Below are 15,544 nucleotides of genomic sequence, written 5' to 3'. Positions count from 1 at the left end.
AACGACGACTCAAGGGAGTCGCGACCCGTTGCAGGTCTCACTATCGGTATTCGCGCCAGGCCTTTGGCGGTAACTATGTATTCAGCGTAGTGACCGGATATTTCCGATAGACATCATCTTGGCCATTGGCAGCCTTGCGCTTCTTCTGTTTGCCGTTGATGCAGAAGCACAAGGCTGCGGGGCGCCGTTCAGATCAAGGGGCGCGATTTTTGAGCGTTTCCCATTGCAGGATGTATTCCTTCAGCACTGAGCGCTGATTGTTGGTATCGAGGGCATACATGCAGAATTTCATGGGGAAGTTGCTTTCTCGGCGAACCCAATTGTATTTTGGAACGGTATACCCCTGCGGATCGACGCAACGGGTTGTATCCGCAGGGCCGGCTTTTACTTCATAACGATCAATGCCCTCGATGTTCCTTTTCGGCCAGAGGAATATCACTCGGTCTGTCTCTTTGTCATAGAAAGCGTCCAGGGCAGGAGCTGGTGTCGGGCCCGCATCAATCAGATAGGTAGGAACGGTCACGGCGTTGCGGTAAGTTCCGGCGGGTAATACTTCGCTGGTATCGTCCGTGGCGATAATGCAAAGGTTATTAGTCCCGGTTTCAGGTCCCATTGGAACATTCAACCGAGTGGTGCGGGTGTCGCTGTTGATCGGTTGGCTGTAGCCTTCAGGCTTTTCGCAATCGAGTGAGTCGGCAGTACGTTTGGTTCGAATAAATCGGGTGCTGGCGGTTACTTCGAAGTTCCACGCGGGATACTCATAACTGCCTTGCGTAGTTACGCTGATTTTTGCGTGCATTGGCAGTTCGGCGGGTAGCCTGATGGAAGCTGCCGGAAATAACTCGCACACCTGTGGGTTGGTATTGAGTTTGCCATCGATAAAGCAATTGTTGAAAACCGAGGTTGAACTACCGTAACTGCCGCTCGGCATCTGGCCGTAGCCGGGCAGCGGCGTCAGATGGGCTGCAAGCGTACCCAGAACGCCATAGACTTCGTTGGTCGCTCGAACAATGACAGGGCTCCCGGAGCTTCCGGAGGCAACGTCTTTGCACTGATTGCTGAGACTATGCCGCCAGACCCAGGGCTTTTCGAAAATGGCCGGCGAAGGTACGTGGGTACAGGCTGAAATTCGTAATGGCGCTCCACCGGGTCCGTGCACAATCAGAATGTCGGTGTCTTCGGCCGGTGGTTGTTCTGCCAGTTTCATGGGCGTAATGCCCTGTGCCAGAAGTTCGCCTTGTGACATCCCTAGTTCCAAAAGAGCCAGATCGACACCCTGAATACTGCTCCAGGCTACTTTTTTCAGAGGGACGGCCTTGCGGGCATCCGGTGTGTCATTGAAATGGTTGAAGGTGATCGTGCCTTCGATGGGGTCATCTATTCGCATGACGCCATTTTCCTTGCCCACGCAATGTGCGCTGGTCAGTGCATAGGCAGAGTCGGACGCATCAGAGCTGTTTGTGTCGATCAGAAAAGCGGTGCAGGTAAGTTGCCCAGGGCTTTTGTATACGCCTATTCCGTTCCAGTACTTATAGTCACCATCCTGGTTTTTCAGGTAATAAGAGGATGAGAAGTTCTCAATGCCCTTGCCATAATCCACTGGGATGGAATAAGCAGGCAGCGAGAATGCAGGAAGTAATAAAAAGCCTGTGTAGATGTTCTTTAAGTTCATGGCCAGTCCTTGGCGAGTGTGTTGGGGTGCAAGACTGGCGCAGAATAAATGAGTTTTGTTGTTAGTGAATTTCCAAGGTGTTGCTATTTGTTGGATTCGGCGCGGGGTAATAAGAAGTTAATTAATTGGCCGGTTAGCGATAAATACCATTTTTCCCGTGTGCAGCGGTCGCCCTGTTGCTCCGCACGCTGATCATCTGCTTGATGTCGATCCACTCGATGCCCTGGGCCTTGAGCTTCGGCAATTCACGCTCCAACACTGCCAGCGTCTGCGGGTACGGGTGACCGATCATCACCGCCGATCCCTGTTTGCGCGCCAGGCTGATGGCGGTCTGCAGTTGGGTGAAAATCGCTGCTTCGGTGCGTTCGTCATCGAGGAATACATCCCGCGAAACACTCGCCAGGTCGATTTTCTGTGCCTGCTGCGCCGCCACGGTTTGCGCACTGGTGCGGCTGTCGACGAAGAACTTGTGGCGGCGTTGCAACTCACCCATCAGCCACGCCATCGCCACCGGTTGCGCGGTCATGCGACTGCCCATGTGGTTGTTGATGCCCGCGGTGTAAGGGACCATTTTGAACGCGGCGTCGAGGCGCTTTTGCAGCTCTTCGAGCGGCAGTTCGGGGTGCCAGGCGTACGGGCCGGTGGCCGGATCCATCGGCATGTGCAGGATCACGATCTTGCCGGCGCGATGGGCTTCGCGGGCGAATTCGGTGGCGTGCGGGGTGTCGGGCATGATCGCCGTGGTCACCGGGCCGGGCAGGGCCAGCACGCGGCGATCCCGGGGCAGGTTCTGTCCCAGGTCGTCGATGATCAGCGTCAGATAGGCTTTTGGCGGGGTAGTGCTGGGGGGTTCTGCGTGCGCAGCACCCCCCAGACAGCACAGCAGGACGAAGAGGAAACGCAAAGACATCCTCAACGGCCGGACGTGATGCTCAGCCCTTTGAGCAGGCTCAGGGCCTGGGCCAGTTGGTAATCGTCATCCTGCGGCATGGCCTTGGCCTTCGCGCCGGAACCGGTCGGCTTGTCTGCGCCGCCGTTGCCGTTGCCCAGGTGGCCTTGCAGGTCGGCTTCCTTGAAGTAGTCGCCGTCCGCTTCGTTGGTGATCTTGGCCTTGCGCACTTCGATGTCCGGGACAATGCCCTGGGCCTGGATCGAGCGGCCGTTCGGCGTGAAGTACAGCGCCGTGGTGATCTTCAGCGCGCGGTCGTTGTTCAGCGGCAGCACGGTTTGCACCGAGCCCTTGCCGAAACTGGTGGTGCCCATGACCACCGCGCGTTTCTGGTCCTGCAGGGCACCGGCAACGATTTCCGACGCCGAGGCGCTGCCACCGTTGATCAGCACCACCATCGGCACCGCTTCGCTTTCGTCCTTGCCGGTGGCGGAGAAGCGCAGTTCGGAGTTGGCGATTCGGCCTTTGGTGTAGACGATCAGACCTTTCTTGATGAAGTGGTCGACCACTTCCACGGCTGCCTGCAACACACCGCCCGGGTTGTTGCGCAGGTCGAGGATGATGCCGTTGAGCTTCTTGCCGTTGTCTTTGCGCAGCTTGGCCAGGGCCTTGGAGACCTCTTCGCCGGTCTTGACCTGGAACTGGGTGATGCGGATGTAGCCGTAGCCCGATTCCAGCAGCTGCGCCTTGACGCTCTTCACTTGAATCACGGCGCGCGCCAGGGTCACGTCGAACGGCGTGCCGCCGTCGCGCACCAGGGTCAGGGTGATCTTCTGGCCGATCTTGCCGCGCATCTTGTCCACGGCTTCGGTCATGGTCTGGCCGCGAGTCGGCTGACCGTTGATCTTGACGATGAAGTCGCCAGCCTGAATGCCAGCCTTGGACGCAGGCGTGTCGTCGATTGGCGACACGACTTTTATGAAGCCGTCTTCCGAGCCGACTTCGATACCGAGGCCGCCGAATTCGCCGCTGGTGCTTTCCTGCAGCTCGGTGAAGTCTTCAGGGCCCAGATAGGCGGAGTGCGGATCGAGGTTGCTGAGCATGCCCTTGATCGCGTTTTCCAGCAGGGTCTTGTCGTCTACCGGCTCGACATAGGCGGCTTTGATTCGATCCATGACCTCGGCAAAGGTACGCAACTCTTCCAGCGGCAGCGGTGCCTTGGAGGTCGCGGCAGTACCTGCCGGAGCGACGGCCGGGGCCGGTTGAGCAGCGAACGCCAGAGGCGCGCCGATCACCACAGCGATCGTCAGGGCCAGCGAGGTAAGGCGGGACAAATGCAGCATGTCGAACGAACTCCTGAATTAGGCGACGCGCTTATCCTTGCGCGTGACACCATTGCGCCGGATCACTCGGGTGACCCTGCTGACGAATTGCGAAATACAGCGCTGGTGTGTCCTGACCGCCACTGTTACCGACAGTGGAAATCGACTCACCGGCTTTTACTACGTCACCGGCCGACTTGAGCAGTGTCTGGTTGTGACCGTAAAGGCTCAGATAACCATTGCCATGATCAAGGATCACCAGCAGCCCGGCGCCACGCAACCAGTCGGCGAACACCACGCGCCCGCCATGCACGGCATGCACCTGGCTGCCGGCAGCGGCGCTGATCATCACGCCATCCCACTTGGTCCGGGCATCGTCGCCACGGCTTTCGCCGAAGCGTGCCAGCAATCGACCATCAACCGGCCATGGAAGTTTTCCCCGGGTTGCGGCAAAAGGGCCGCCAAAGGTCTCGCCGCTGCTGGACACCAGTGCGCCGGGGGTTGATCTGGCGGGTTTTCGTGGGGCGTCGCTGTTTTCAGCCTGCGCCTCACGCAAACGCTTTTTTTCCGCTTCCTGCTGGGCGATCAGCGCTTTCTGCCGCGCTTCTTCTGCCTCACGAGCCTGGCGGGCCAGGGTTTCTTCAATGGTTTTAAGGACTTTAGACAGGTCTGCCTGATCCTGCTCGCGGGCGGCGAGTTTCTGGTCGCGGGCCTTGACGTCATCGTTGAGCTTGGCGAGGACTTGCTGGCGTTCCTTGCGGACCTTTTCCAGCTCGTCGCGCTGGGTGTCGAGGCTGCTTTTCTGTACCAGCAATTGCGCCTGTTGCGTGGCGATGTCTTTTTCGACATTGGCCAGTTGGCGCAGGGTTTCGTTGAAGTTCTTCAACTGCTCCAGGCGGGCCTGGCTCAGGTAATCGTAATAGGTGAGGGTGCGGGCGAATTTCTCGGGATTCTGCTGGTTGAGCAGCAGCTTGAGGTATTCCTGACGGCCGTTCTGGTAGGCCGCGCGGGCCTGGATGGCGATCAGTCGCTGCTGTTCAGTGCGCGCGCTCTGGAGTTTTTTTTTCTCCGCATCGAGCCGCTGCAGCTCGGATTCGCTTTTCTTCAGCTCTTTCTGCAGGGCATCGACCTGCTTCTCGAGCTTGCCCATCTCGGTTTCAGTGCCCTTGAGCTCTTTCTGCACGCCGGATTTTTCTTCCTGCAGCTTGCCCAGCAGCTTTTTCAGCTCGGCAATGTCCTGACGCGTGGCATCCAGCTGCTGTTGGGTTTGCGCGCGCTCGTCAGCGAAGGCCGGTTGGAGCAGGCATGTCAGAGCGAGGGCGATCAGGACGCGGAGCATAGAGGCGGGCGGCACCAGGGTAATGGACGGCCTAGTATGCCCGCCCGAGGCTGCAAAAAAAACGCCCAATTGGGCTTGTGTGATAACTGGAGCAGATTCGGTAATAAAAATAGCGCAAAACCAATGTGGGAGCGGGCTTGCTCGCGAATGCGGGGCGTCAGTCAACATCAACGTTGCTGATACTCCGCATTCGCGAGCAAGCCCGCTCCCACAGGGTTTGGCGGTGTTTGATCTGGCGAATTACACCAGAATCGACGTACCAGTCATTTCCGCCGGTTTTTCCAGACCCAGCAGCATCAGCATGGTCGGCGCCACGTCCGCCAGTACGCCACCTGCACGGACCTTGAGGTCACGCTTGCCGACATAAATGAACGGCACTGGCTCGGTGGTGTGCGCGGTGTGAGCCTGGTGGGTTTCTTCATCGGCCATTTTTTCGACGTTGCCGTGGTCGGCGGTGATCAGCGCTTCGCCGCCAACCTTTTCCAACGCCTCGACGATGCGCCCGACGCAAGTGTCGAGGCATTCCACGGCTTTCACCGCGGCATCGAACACGCCGCTGTGGCCGACCATGTCGCCGTTGGCGTAGTTGACCACAATCACGTCGTAACGCTGATGCTCGATGGCATCGACGATGCGGTCGGTGACTTCCGGCGCGCTCATTTCCGGCTGCAGGTCGTAGGTGGCGACTTTCGGCGACGGAATCAGGATGCGCTCTTCACCCGGGAACGGCTCTTCACGGCCACCGGAGAAGAAGAAGGTCACGTGTGCATATTTTTCGGTTTCGGCGATGCGCAGCTGGGTCTTGCCGTTCTTCGCCAGATAGTCGCCAAGCACGTTTTCCAGGCTGCCGGCGGCGAAGGCCGACGGCGCAGGGATGCTGGCGGCGTACTGGGTCAGCATGACGAAACCGGCCAGTTTCGGCTGGCGCGCGCGCTCGAACTCCTTGAAATCGTCTTCGACGAATACGCGGGTCAGCTCGCGGGCACGGTCGGCGCGGAAGTTCATGAACACCACGGCGTCGCCGTCTTCGACCTTGACCGGCTCACCGATGGTGGTGGCTTTGACGAATTCGTCGCTCTCGCCACGGGCGTAGGCGGCTTCGAGGCCTTCCTGGGCCGTGGCGGCGTTGAACTCGGCGTTGCCGTCGACGATCAGGTTGTAGGCCTGGGACACGCGGTCCCAGCGGTTGTCACGGTCCATCGCGAAGTAGCGACCGACGATGCTGGCGATACGGCCCTTGCCAAGCGCCTGGAAGGTCGCGTCGAGCAGTTCGATCGACGACGTGGCGCTTTTCGGCGGCGTGTCGCGACCATCGAGGAAGGCGTGCAGGTAGATTTTTTCGGCGCCGCGCTTGAAGGCCAGTTCGGCCATCGCGACTAGGTGATCCTGATGGCTGTGCACGCCGCCATCGGACAGCAGGCCCATGAAATGCACGGCTTTGCCGGCGGCCACGGCTTTATCCACAGCGGCGCAGATGGTCGGGTTCTCGAAGAACTCGCCGTCGCGGATCGCTTTGGTCACGCGAGTGAAGTCCTGATACACCACGCGCCCGGCGCCGAGATTCATGTGACCGACTTCGGAGTTGCCCATCTGGCCGTCCGGCAGGCCGACGTCCATGCCGCTGCCGGAGATCAGGCCGTTCGGCACTGTGGCCCAGAGACGATCGAGCACAGGCTTCTTCGCCGCATACACGGCATTGGATTCGTGGCTGTCACTGTGACCGAAGCCGTCGAGAATCATCAGGACCAAAGGTTTAGGCGTGGTAGTCATGGAATCCACTCGTGGCTAATAAAGAAGAGGGCGTTGAAAAAGGGAGTGGCGAGTTTAATGCTTAGTTCCGACCACGTCACCGCCGGACGGGGTTTGGCCCACCCTAGGGGCTGTGTATACTGGCCGACATTTTAACGCCCTGGAACCTCCTTCGATGGTTGCTCACCTGATTGAATTTGCCACTAACCACTACATTCTTGTCGGTATCTTCGTCGTATTGCTGGCTTTGCTGCTGGCGCACACGATGCAGGGCGGCGGTAAAAGCCTGAGCACCGGCGAACTGACCGCACTGGTCAACAAGGACGCAGGCGTGGTGGTGGACATCCGTCCGGCGAAAGATTACGCCGCCGGCCATATCGTTGGCGCGATCAACATTCCTCAAGACAAGCTGGCTGCGCGCATCGGCGAGCTGGAAAAGCACAAGGCCAAGACCATCATTCTGGTCGACGCTCTGGGCCAGACCGCTGGCACCCACGCTCGCGAGCTGATGAAATCCGGCTTCACCGCCGCCAAGCTGTCCGGCGGGATCTCCAGCTGGAAAGGCGACAACCTGCCGCTGGTGAAGTGATATGAGCGAAGTCATCGTCTACTCCAGCGATTACTGCCCTTACTGCATGCGAGCCAAGCAATTGCTCGCGAACAAAGGTGTGGCCTTCGAAGAGATCAAGGTCGATGGCAAGCCGCAGATTCGTGCTGCCATGAGCCAGAAGGCCGGACGCACGTCCGTGCCGCAGATCTGGATCGGCGAAAAGCACATCGGCGGTTGTGATGATTTGTATGCCCTGGAGCGCGCCGGCAAGCTCGACGCGCTGCTCAAGGCCTGAACGGCTGCACCCACGTACAGCAATCCCTAAAAGACCCAAGATCAGAAAGGATCTGAGATGACTGACCAACAGAACACTGCAGCCAGCGAAGAAGAAACCGCACCGCAATTCTCCTTGCAGCGCATCTACGTACGCGACCTGTCCTTCGAAGCCCCGAAAAGCCCGGCGATCTTCCGCCAGCAGTGGGACCCGACCGTCGGTCTGGATCTGAACACCCGCCAGAAAGAGCTGGAAGGCGATTTCTACGAAGTCGTGCTGACCTTGTCGGTTACCGTGAAAAACGGTGACGAAGTGGCCTTCATCGCTGAAGTGCAACAGGCCGGTATCTTCCTGATCAAGAACCTCGACGCGGCTTCGATGAGCCACACCCTGGGTGCGTTCTGCCCGAACATCCTGTTCCCGTACGCTCGCGAAACCCTGGACAGCCTGGTGACCCGTGGCTCGTTCCCGGCCCTGATGCTGGCTCCGGTGAACTTCGACGCCCTGTACGCGCAAGAGCTGCAGCGCATGCAGGCAGCGGGCGAGACGCCGACCGTACAATAAAAGCTTCGTTTGCCCCATGAAAAAAGCGCCGTTTAAAGGCGCTTTTTTCATGGGGCAAACGAAACCTTCGTGTAGGAGCTGCCGCAGGGGTGATGTTTTTGCGGGCGGCGGGTTATTTGAAGTCGTTCTGCCGCCACGCTTCGTACACGGCCACCGCCACGGTGTTGGACAGGTTCAGGCTGCGGCAGCCTTCGCGCATCGGCAGGCGCAGGCGCTGTTCGGCGGGCAGGGCGTCCAGCACTTCCGGCGGCAGGCCACGGCTTTCCGGGCCGAAGATGAACGCATCGCCCGGGACGAACGCGGCATCGTGAAACGGCCGCGAACCTTTGGTGGTAAAGGCGAACAGCCGTGGGTTGCCGAGGCTTTCCAGGCAACTGGCGAGGTCGGCGTGGCGCTGCAACGTGGCATATTCGTGGTAGTCGAGACCGGCCCGGCGCAAGCGCTTGTCGTCCATCTCGAAACCCAGCGGTTCGATCAAATGCAGGTGGCAGCCGCTGTTGGCGCACAGCCTGATAACGTTGCCGGTGTTCGGCGGAATTTCTGGTTGAAAAAGGATGACGTGAAACATGCACGGCTCCGAAGGTAAAGATGACGCGCATTCTACGCCGCAAGCCGACCCGCGTTCGAAACTATTCCCGCGGGTGATCGGTTCGCTGGCGATCTTCGGCTTGATGGTCGGCTTGATGATCGGTCGCCTGACCACGCCGGATCCGACTGTGCTGCAGCAGGTCGAGGTGACCGCTGACGGCCTGGTGGTGTGGTTCAACAACGAACCGCAGCTGCACGGCGAAATCATCGATGGCACCGTGGCCCTGTTGTTTCAGGCAGAGGGCAAGGCGCAGAAGGGGCAGCTTAAGCTCAACGGCAAGGACGTGAACTGGCGAACGCGCGTGAGTGACGGTGGGTTGTTGCTGACGGTGCTGGCGGCGCGGCCGCTGCAAGGGGAGTGGGCCGGGAGCAAGGTCGATGACCGCTGGCGGCTGGAGATCCATCTCCGGGAGCAATAAAAGCGGGAATCCCCGGCCTGCCTGTACCAGGGTTCCCAAAACGGGGTGGACTTCGCTGCGAGCGTCGGTCCGGTGTAAAGAGGGAACCCCCGGCCTGCCTGTACCAAGGATCCCAAAAGGGTGGGCGCATCGCGTTGGCGCTGTGAGCCCGGTGTAAAGAGGGGATTCCCCGGCCTGCCTGTACCAAGGTCCCCGAAACGGGTGGTGAATCGAATCACCTGTTAGGGGTTATTGCAGGGCGCGTGCCAGTTTTAGTATTTCGAAACAGAAAAAAGCTTCAGATGCGCGAAAGCCCCGTAAATCGGGGCTTTCGTGTTTTTACTGGCTGGGTTTTTCAGCCTTGCCTGGATGTTTTTAGCAACGGCTGCGATGCCCGATCACGGGTCAAAGTGCATTAGGTTGGTGCACGGCGGGGCTACTATGGGAGCGGGCTTGCTCGCGAAGGCGTCGCGTCAGTCACTGATACGTTTCATGAACAGCGCTTTCGTGAGCAAGCCCACTCTCACAGAGGGCGTGGTTGATCAGCCCTCATCCCCCTCATCCTCGTCCCCGCCATCCACCTTCATCCCCAATTCCTTGATCTTGCGCGTCAGGGTGTTGCGCCCCCAGCCAAGCAATACCGCCGCATCGCGCCGCCGACCGGCGGTGTGCTTCAGTGCAGTCTCGATCATGATCCGCTCGAACGCCGGCACCGCGCTGTCGAGCAGGCTCGACTGGCCGCGGGCCAACGCCTGATCGGCCCACTGGCGCAGCGCTTGTTCCCAGTTGGTCACCGGCGCCGAATCCTGTGGCAGGCTCAGCAGTTCCGGTGGCAGGTCACTGATGTGCACTTCGCGCCCGGAGGCCATCACGGTGATCCAGCGGCAGGTGTTCTCCAACTGGCGCACGTTGCCGCCCCACGGCAGGTTTTTCAGGTATTCCTCGGTCTCGCTCTTCAGCAGCTTCGGCTCCACCGCCAGTTCTTGCGCAGCGCGGCTGAGGAAATGCTTGGCGAGGGTCGGGATGTCTTCGCGACGGTCCGACAGGCGTGGAATGTGGATACGGATCACGTTGAGGCGGTGGAACAAGTCCTCACGGAATTTCCCGGCATGCACCAGGGTTTCCAGATTCTGGTGAGTCGCGGCAATGATCCGCACGTCGACCTTGACCGGCACATGGCCGCCGACGCGATAGAACTCACCGTCCGCCAGCACCCGCAGCAAGCGGGTCTGGGTATCGGCCGGCATGTCGCCGATTTCGTCGAGGAACAGCGTGCCGCCGTCAGCCTGTTCGAAGCGCCCGCGCCGCAGGTTGGCCGCGCCGGTGAACGCGCCTTTCTCGTGGCCGAACAGCTCGGATTCCATCAGGTCTTTCGGGATCGCCGCCATGTTCAGCGCGATGAACGGCGAGGCCGCGCGCGGGCTGTGGCGGTGCAGGGCGTGCGCCACCAGTTCTTTACCGGTGCCGGATTCGCCGTTGATCAGTACGGTGATGTTGGAATGGCTCAAGCGGCCGATGGCGCGAAACACTTCCTGCATCGCCGGTGCTTCGCCGATGATTTCCGGCGTGCGGGTCAGCGCCGGCACCACTTCCAGGCCTTGCTGTTCCTGTGCGTGCTGGTTCGCGCGTTTGACCAGCGATACCGCCTCGTCCACGTCGAAAGGCTTGGGCAGGTATTCGAACGCGCCGCCCTGATACGAGGCCACCGCGCTGTCCAGGTCGGAGTGAGCGGTCATGATGATGACCGGCAACCGTGGATGCTGTTCGCGGATGCGCGCCAGCAGGTCGAGGCCACTGGCGCCCGGCATGCGGATATCGGAAATGATCACATCAGGCTGCTGACGGGCCAGACGACTCATCACGCCATCGGCGCTGTCGAAGCTCTGGGTGGTCATGCCTTCCTGCTGCAAGGCCTTTTCCAGAACCCAACGGATAGAACGGTCGTCATCGACGATCCACACGGTTTCACTACGGCTCATGTCGATGTGGCTCCTTGTTCCAGTGGCAGAAAGATCGAGAACGTGGTGTGGCCGGGGTGGCTGTCACACTCGATCAGGCCCTGGTGCTGGCTGATGATGTTCTGGGTAATGGCCAGGCCCAGCCCAGTACCGTCCGGGCGGCCGCTGACCATGGGAAAGAAAATGGTTTCCTGGAGTTCCGCGGGGATCCCGGGGCCGTTGTCGATGATCTCGATCTTGGTCACCAGGCGATGACGGACGTGGCCGATGGTGAACTGGCGCATGGTCCGGGTGCGCAGGCTGATGCGGCCCAGACGCAGCTCATTCTGGCTGCTGATCGCCTGCATCGCGTTGCGCACGATGTTCAGTACGGCCTGAATCATTTGTTCGCGGTCGATCAGGACGTCGGGAATGCTCGGGTCGTAGTCGCGCACCAAGGTGATGCAGCCCTGGCTTTCCGCTTCGACCAGTTGGCTGACGCGCTCCAGCACTTCGTGGACGTTGCACAGCGCGAGTGACGGCAGCTTGTTGGAGCCGAGCATGCGGTCGACCAGATTGCGCAGGCGGTCGGCCTCTTCGATGATCACATTGGTGTAGTCGCGCAGACTGTCTTCCGGCAGCTCACGGGCCAGCAACTGCGCCGCACCACGGATACCGCCGAGCGGATTCTTGATCTCGTGGGCCAGGCCGCGCACCAGCATCTTGCTGGTTTCCTGCTTGGACAGCTGCGCCTCTTCCTTGGTGATCCGCAGCAGACGGTCGCGCGGATGTACCTCCAGCAGGAGCATGGTCGCGCCGTTGCTGAGGATCGGCGTCACCGCGTAATCCACGGTCAGGGTCTGGCCGGTGAGGGCGGTGAGCATCGCTTCGCGTTTGGTGAACGGGTGCGCCTGTTCGACTGCCTGGCGCAATGAGTTGAGCGCCTCGGTGGACTCGGTGAACAGCTCGCTGATGAACTGCCCATGGCTGCGCTGGCCGCTGATGGCCAGCAGCATTTCCGCCGCCGGGTTCATGTATTCGAGGCGCAATTCGGCGTCGAGCAGGATGGTGGCGGTGGTCAGGTTGTCGAGCAGCAAACGGTGGATTGCGTCGCTAATAGTCATCGGAGCCTCTTTTGGGGGCGGAGCGTGCGCAAGAAGCAGGCGTCGTTAAACGGAAAATGCAAAAACCAAACCAAGGCTCCGAAAAGAAGCGCTCAACCCCTGAAACAGGCGTTTGACGCTCATTTGCGTGGCGCTCAATGCACGAGAACGGGAAGTTTCGAACCAAAATGGGTTGGGATGTGGGTACGGTGCAACCTTATGCACCAATATAGTGCGCAAAGCTGAACGGCGTTAGAAGAAACGCAGGAAGGGATTTTTTTCTTCGGCGGGTTTGTCTTTCAGCGGACATTCCGGGCGCACGCCGTAGTCCTCGCTGACACAGGGTTTGACCTGGCGTTTCTGCGCCAGCGAGATGCGCAGCATGTGGAACGGCTGGTTGGCGGTGCGCTCGACGATGCGACCCTCGGCATCGAGGATTTCCACCGACAGGTTGTGGCTGCCACGGTCGATGTTACTCAATGGGAATACCGGACTCAGGCCCGGCTCGCCAGTGGCCTGGCCGTCGAGCAGCAGGCGATAGCGATGGCCCTGCTGCAAACCGGGTTCGCTGGTGACGCTGACGATCACCTCTCCCGCACTGCTGCGAATGGTCGCGTCCGGCTCGGGGATCAGGATGCGCAGCATGTCGTAGTGGAACAGCGGTTGTTCCGCGACCTTTTTTGCAGCGCTGATCGGTGCTGCAGCCGTGGGGTTGGCCGACATTCGATTACTGGTCGCGATAGGTACTCGCTTGGCGTTGCCGCGCGGCTGGTCGGTGTAGACGCGATTGCCCTGGGCGTCGACATAGGTGAAGACCTCGGCGTGCACGGGCAGGGCGCACAGGCACAGGATCAGCCAGAAAATCCTCACGGCTTGTGCACCCGCTGCACGGTGAACACCACCGCCGGGCTCTGCTGGATGCTCGCTTCACCGTCGATCACCTGCACCGCGAGACGATGCTCGCCGCGATCGACATTCACCAGTTGCAGGATCGGCACGTTGCTCGGCTGGCCGTAGGGCGCATCGTCCAATACCAGTCTTAGTTGGTGCGGCGACTGCAGGCGCGGCTTGATCTGCACGTTGACGGTGAAGGTGCCGTTGTTGGCGCGCAGGGCTTCTTCGCTGGGCAGGCCGGTCAGTTCCAGCACTTCATAAGCACTGCGTGCCGCTGGGCGCGTGTCCGTGCTGGCGGGCGCCGGTGCGCTCGGTGCCTGCGGTTCGACGCTGTTGAGCGGTGGCAGCTCTACCGGCAGCGCCTTTACACCGTCCGGCGCATGATCGCTGTAGACCGTGTTGCCGCTGGCGTCGGTGTACTTGTAGATCTGCGCGGCGGCGGGCAGGGCGATCAGCAGCAGGAGGTAGAGAAAGGTGCGACCCATGAAATCGACCGGCAATGAAAACGATGGGGTGGAGCATAGGCCAGGTGCAGCAATTGGCCCAACCCTGGACATATCCGCAAATCATTCAGGCGCTGCAATGCCCCTGTGGGAGCGGGCTTGCTCGCGAATGCGGTCGGTCATTGAAGATGATGGTGACTGACAGACGCCTTCGCGAGCAAGCCCGCTCCCACAGGGTCGTGCGGCGCCAACGAAATCCGCGCAATAAAAAAGGCCTCCCGAAGGAGGCCTCTTTTTGTTACGCCGCGTAGCGCAGCGCTACCGGATCAGCAGCTGTAGTACAGCTCATATTCCAGTGGGTGTACGAAGGTGCGGACCTTGATTTCTTCTTCGGATTTCAGCGCGATGTAAGCGTCGATGAAGTCGTCGGAGAACACGCCGCCCTTGGTCAGGAACGCACGGCCCTTGTCCAGCTCTTCCAGGGCTTCTTTCAGGCTGCCGCAAACTTGTGGGATCTCTTTCGCCTCTTCAGGCGGCAGGTCGTACAGGTTTTTGTCAGCGGCGTCGCCTGGGTGGATCTTGTTCTGGATACCGTCCAGGCCGGCCATCAGCAGTGCTGCGAAAGCCAGGTACGGGTTGGCAGCCGGATCCGGGAAACGGGCTTCGATACGACGGCCGCGTGGGCTGTTGACGTAAGGAATACGGATCGAGGCGGAACGGTTGCGAGCCGAGTAGGCCAGCATCACCGGTGCTTCGAAACCTGGCACCAGACGCTTGTAGGAGTTGGTGGCCGGGTTGGTGAAGCCGTTCAGGGCCTTACCGTGCTTGATGATACCGCCGATGAAGTACAGAGCGGTTTCGGACAGGCCGGCATAGCCTTCACCTGCGAAGGTGTTCTTGCCGTCTTTGGCGATGGACATGTGCACGTGCATGCCCGAGCCGTTGTCGCCGTACAGTGGCTTCGGCATGAAGGTCGCGGTGCGGCCGTATGCGTCGGCAACGTTGTGTACAACGTATTTCAGCGTCTGAACTTCGTCAGCTTTCTTCACCAGGGTGTTGAACTTGACACCGATTTCGTTCTGACCGGCAGTCGCCACTTCGTGGTGGTGAACTTCAACGGTCTGGCCCATCTCTTCCAGTGCGTTGCACATGGCAGTACGGATTTCGTGGTCGTGGTCGAACGGCGGAACCGGGAAGTAGCCGCCTTTGATACCAGGACGGTGGCCTTTGTTGCCGCCTTCGATGTCCTGGTCGGACATCCACGAGCCTTGTTCGGAGTAGATCTTGAACATCGAACCGGAGATGTCGGACTTGAACTTCACTTCGTCGAAGATGAAGAACTCTGGCTCGGGACCTGCGAAGACGGTGTCACCGATACCGGTGGTCTTCAGGTATTCCTCGGCACGGTGAGCGATGGCGCGCGGGTCGCGATCGTAACCTTGCATGGTCGACGGTTCGATGATGTCGCAGACCAGGATCAGGGTCGCGTCTTCGGTGAACGGGTCCAGAACGGCAGTGTCGTCGTCCGGCAGCAGGATCATGTCGGAGGCTTCGATGCCTTTCCAGCCAGCGATGGAGGAACCGTCGAACATCTTGCCGACTTCGAAGAAGTCGTCTTCCAGCGCATCGCGAGCCGGCATGGTCACGTGGTGCTGAGTGCCTTTGGTGTCCGTGAAGCGCAGATCAATCCACTTGACGTCATGATCTTTGATGAGTTGAACCGACTTCGACATAGTGTCCTCCGGGGTGGCTTAGGGCTTGGTAGTGGATGCCCTTAATATGGGTGATGCCGGCGCAGATACTCTGCCAAGGCAACCTGCCT

General features: G+C 60.0%; 15 protein-coding genes. 4 read left to right on the top strand and 11 right to left on the bottom strand.

The window, feature by feature from the left end:
• Positions 1-193: 193 nt before the first annotated feature.
• The 5 genes from AC27VU_RS07770 to gpmI all read right to left on the bottom strand — a co-directional run bounded on the left by AC27VU_RS07770 (position 194) and on the right by gpmI (position 6,992).
• A complete protein-coding gene (locus tag AC27VU_RS07770; RefSeq protein WP_488723813.1) occupies positions 194-1,672 on the bottom strand; it encodes a S1 family peptidase in 1,479 nt (492 codons plus the stop codon).
• A 133-nt stretch (positions 1,673-1,805) separates the two neighbouring features.
• Complete coding sequence (locus AC27VU_RS07765; RefSeq protein ID WP_473018618.1) at positions 1,806-2,582, bottom strand: divergent polysaccharide deacetylase family protein; 777 nt, start codon at positions 2,580-2,582, stop codon at positions 1,806-1,808.
• 2 nt (positions 2,583-2,584) lie between these two features.
• The gene (locus AC27VU_RS07760) at positions 2,585-3,904 is read right to left on the bottom strand and encodes a S41 family peptidase (protein ID WP_201136030.1); all 1,320 of its coding nucleotides are present in this window, start codon (positions 3,902-3,904) and stop codon (positions 2,585-2,587) included.
• Positions 3,905-3,935: 31 nt separating this feature from the next.
• Positions 3,936-5,222, bottom strand: coding sequence for a murein hydrolase activator EnvC family protein (locus AC27VU_RS07755; protein ID WP_003220768.1), 1,287 nt, complete (start codon positions 5,220-5,222; stop codon positions 3,936-3,938).
• Positions 5,223-5,462: 240 nt separating this feature from the next.
• Positions 5,463-6,992, bottom strand: coding sequence for a 2,3-bisphosphoglycerate-independent phosphoglycerate mutase (gene gpmI, locus AC27VU_RS07750; protein WP_262143477.1), 1,530 nt, complete (start codon positions 6,990-6,992; stop codon positions 5,463-5,465).
• Positions 6,993-7,146: 154 nt separating this feature from the next.
• Here gpmI and AC27VU_RS07745 point away from each other — a divergent pair, with 154 nt between their 5' ends.
• Genes AC27VU_RS07745 through secB form a run of 3 tightly spaced genes read left to right on the top strand, consistent with a single transcriptional unit; the run spans position 7,147 to position 8,359 of the window.
• A complete protein-coding gene (locus AC27VU_RS07745) occupies positions 7,147-7,560 on the top strand; it encodes a rhodanese-like domain-containing protein (RefSeq protein ID WP_003220772.1) in 414 nt (137 codons plus the stop codon).
• A gap of 1 nt (position 7,561) precedes the next feature.
• Positions 7,562-7,816, top strand: a complete 255-nt coding sequence (gene grxC / locus AC27VU_RS07740) for a glutaredoxin 3 (RefSeq protein WP_003220774.1) — start codon at positions 7,562-7,564, stop codon at positions 7,814-7,816.
• Positions 7,817-7,873: 57 nt separating this feature from the next.
• A complete protein-coding gene (secB, locus tag AC27VU_RS07735) occupies positions 7,874-8,359 on the top strand; it encodes a protein-export chaperone SecB (RefSeq protein WP_025110924.1) in 486 nt (161 codons plus the stop codon).
• Positions 8,360-8,471: 112 nt separating this feature from the next.
• Here the strand turns inward: secB and AC27VU_RS07730 are convergent, their stop codons facing one another.
• Entirely contained in the window at positions 8,472-8,927 is a 456-nt protein-coding gene (locus AC27VU_RS07730; protein WP_003220777.1) for a tRNA (cytidine(34)-2'-O)-methyltransferase, read from the bottom strand.
• Here AC27VU_RS07730 and AC27VU_RS07725 point away from each other — a divergent pair.
• On the top strand, positions 8,926-9,366 hold the full coding sequence (locus AC27VU_RS07725; RefSeq protein WP_103485266.1) for a hypothetical protein: 441 nt from the start codon (positions 8,926-8,928) through the stop codon (positions 9,364-9,366). The two genes, AC27VU_RS07730 and AC27VU_RS07725, sit on opposite strands and share 2 nt — an antisense overlap.
• Positions 9,367-9,887: 521 nt before the next feature.
• Here the strand turns inward: AC27VU_RS07725 and ntrC are convergent.
• The 5 genes from ntrC to glnA form a co-directional block, all read right to left on the bottom strand.
• Positions 9,888-11,324, bottom strand: coding sequence for a nitrogen regulation protein NR(I) (gene ntrC, locus AC27VU_RS07720; RefSeq protein WP_103485265.1), 1,437 nt, complete (start codon positions 11,322-11,324; stop codon positions 9,888-9,890).
• A complete protein-coding gene (glnL, locus tag AC27VU_RS07715; RefSeq protein ID WP_003220783.1) occupies positions 11,321-12,406 on the bottom strand; it encodes a nitrogen regulation protein NR(II) in 1,086 nt (361 codons plus the stop codon). Before glnL ends, ntrC begins: the two co-directional genes overlap by 4 nt.
• 231 nt (positions 12,407-12,637) lie before the next feature.
• Positions 12,638-13,255 carry a DUF4124 domain-containing protein gene (locus AC27VU_RS07710; protein WP_488723812.1) on the bottom strand — a complete coding sequence of 206 codons (618 nt, stop codon included), beginning with the start codon at positions 13,253-13,255 and terminating at the stop codon, positions 12,638-12,640.
• Positions 13,252-13,764 carry a DUF4124 domain-containing protein gene (locus AC27VU_RS07705; RefSeq protein ID WP_488723811.1) on the bottom strand — a complete coding sequence of 171 codons (513 nt, stop codon included), beginning with the start codon at positions 13,762-13,764 and terminating at the stop codon, positions 13,252-13,254. The genes AC27VU_RS07710 and AC27VU_RS07705 overlap by 4 nt, the downstream gene beginning before the upstream one ends.
• 284 nt (positions 13,765-14,048) lie before the next feature.
• Positions 14,049-15,455, bottom strand: a complete 1,407-nt coding sequence (glnA, locus tag AC27VU_RS07700) for a glutamate--ammonia ligase (RefSeq protein WP_003220788.1) — start codon at positions 15,453-15,455, stop codon at positions 14,049-14,051.
• Between the last annotated feature and the right edge of the window lie 89 nt (positions 15,456-15,544).

The sequence above is a fragment of the Pseudomonas sp. 14P5.3.2 genome, from assembly GCF_057799175.1.
Note: the sequence above shows the minus strand (reverse complement) of the source record. Positions and strands in the feature narration are given on the sequence as shown.

Bases quoted from the DNA above. Each gene is read 5' to 3' on its own strand.
- AC27VU_RS07730 (WP_003220777.1), bottom strand. From the start codon at position 8,927: ATGTTTCACGTCATCCTTTTTCAACCAGAAATTCCGCCGAACACCGGC.
- grxC (WP_003220774.1), top strand. From the start codon at position 7,562: ATGAGCGAAGTCATCGTCTACTCCAGCGATTACTGCCCTTACTGCATG.
- AC27VU_RS07705 (WP_488723811.1), bottom strand. From the start codon at position 13,764: ATGGGTCGCACCTTTCTCTACCTCCTGCTGCTGATCGCCCTGCCCGCC.
- gpmI (WP_262143477.1), bottom strand. From the start codon at position 6,992: ATGACTACCACGCCTAAACCTTTGGTCCTGATGATTCTCGACGGCTTC.
- AC27VU_RS07745 (WP_003220772.1), top strand. From the start codon at position 7,147: ATGGTTGCTCACCTGATTGAATTTGCCACTAACCACTACATTCTTGTC.
- glnA (WP_003220788.1), bottom strand. From the start codon at position 15,455: ATGTCGAAGTCGGTTCAACTCATCAAAGATCATGACGTCAAGTGGATT.
- AC27VU_RS07755 (WP_003220768.1), bottom strand. From the start codon at position 5,222: ATGCTCCGCGTCCTGATCGCCCTCGCTCTGACATGCCTGCTCCAACCG.
- glnL (WP_003220783.1), bottom strand. From the start codon at position 12,406: ATGACTATTAGCGACGCAATCCACCGTTTGCTGCTCGACAACCTGACC.
- AC27VU_RS07760 (WP_201136030.1), bottom strand. From the start codon at position 3,904: ATGCTGCATTTGTCCCGCCTTACCTCGCTGGCCCTGACGATCGCTGTG.
- AC27VU_RS07770 (WP_488723813.1), bottom strand. From the start codon at position 1,672: ATGAACTTAAAGAACATCTACACAGGCTTTTTATTACTTCCTGCATTC.
- AC27VU_RS07725 (WP_103485266.1), top strand. From the start codon at position 8,926: ATGCACGGCTCCGAAGGTAAAGATGACGCGCATTCTACGCCGCAAGCC.
- secB (WP_025110924.1), top strand. From the start codon at position 7,874: ATGACTGACCAACAGAACACTGCAGCCAGCGAAGAAGAAACCGCACCG.
- AC27VU_RS07765 (WP_473018618.1), bottom strand. From the start codon at position 2,582: ATGTCTTTGCGTTTCCTCTTCGTCCTGCTGTGCTGTCTGGGGGGTGCT.
- ntrC (WP_103485265.1), bottom strand. From the start codon at position 11,324: ATGAGCCGTAGTGAAACCGTGTGGATCGTCGATGACGACCGTTCTATC.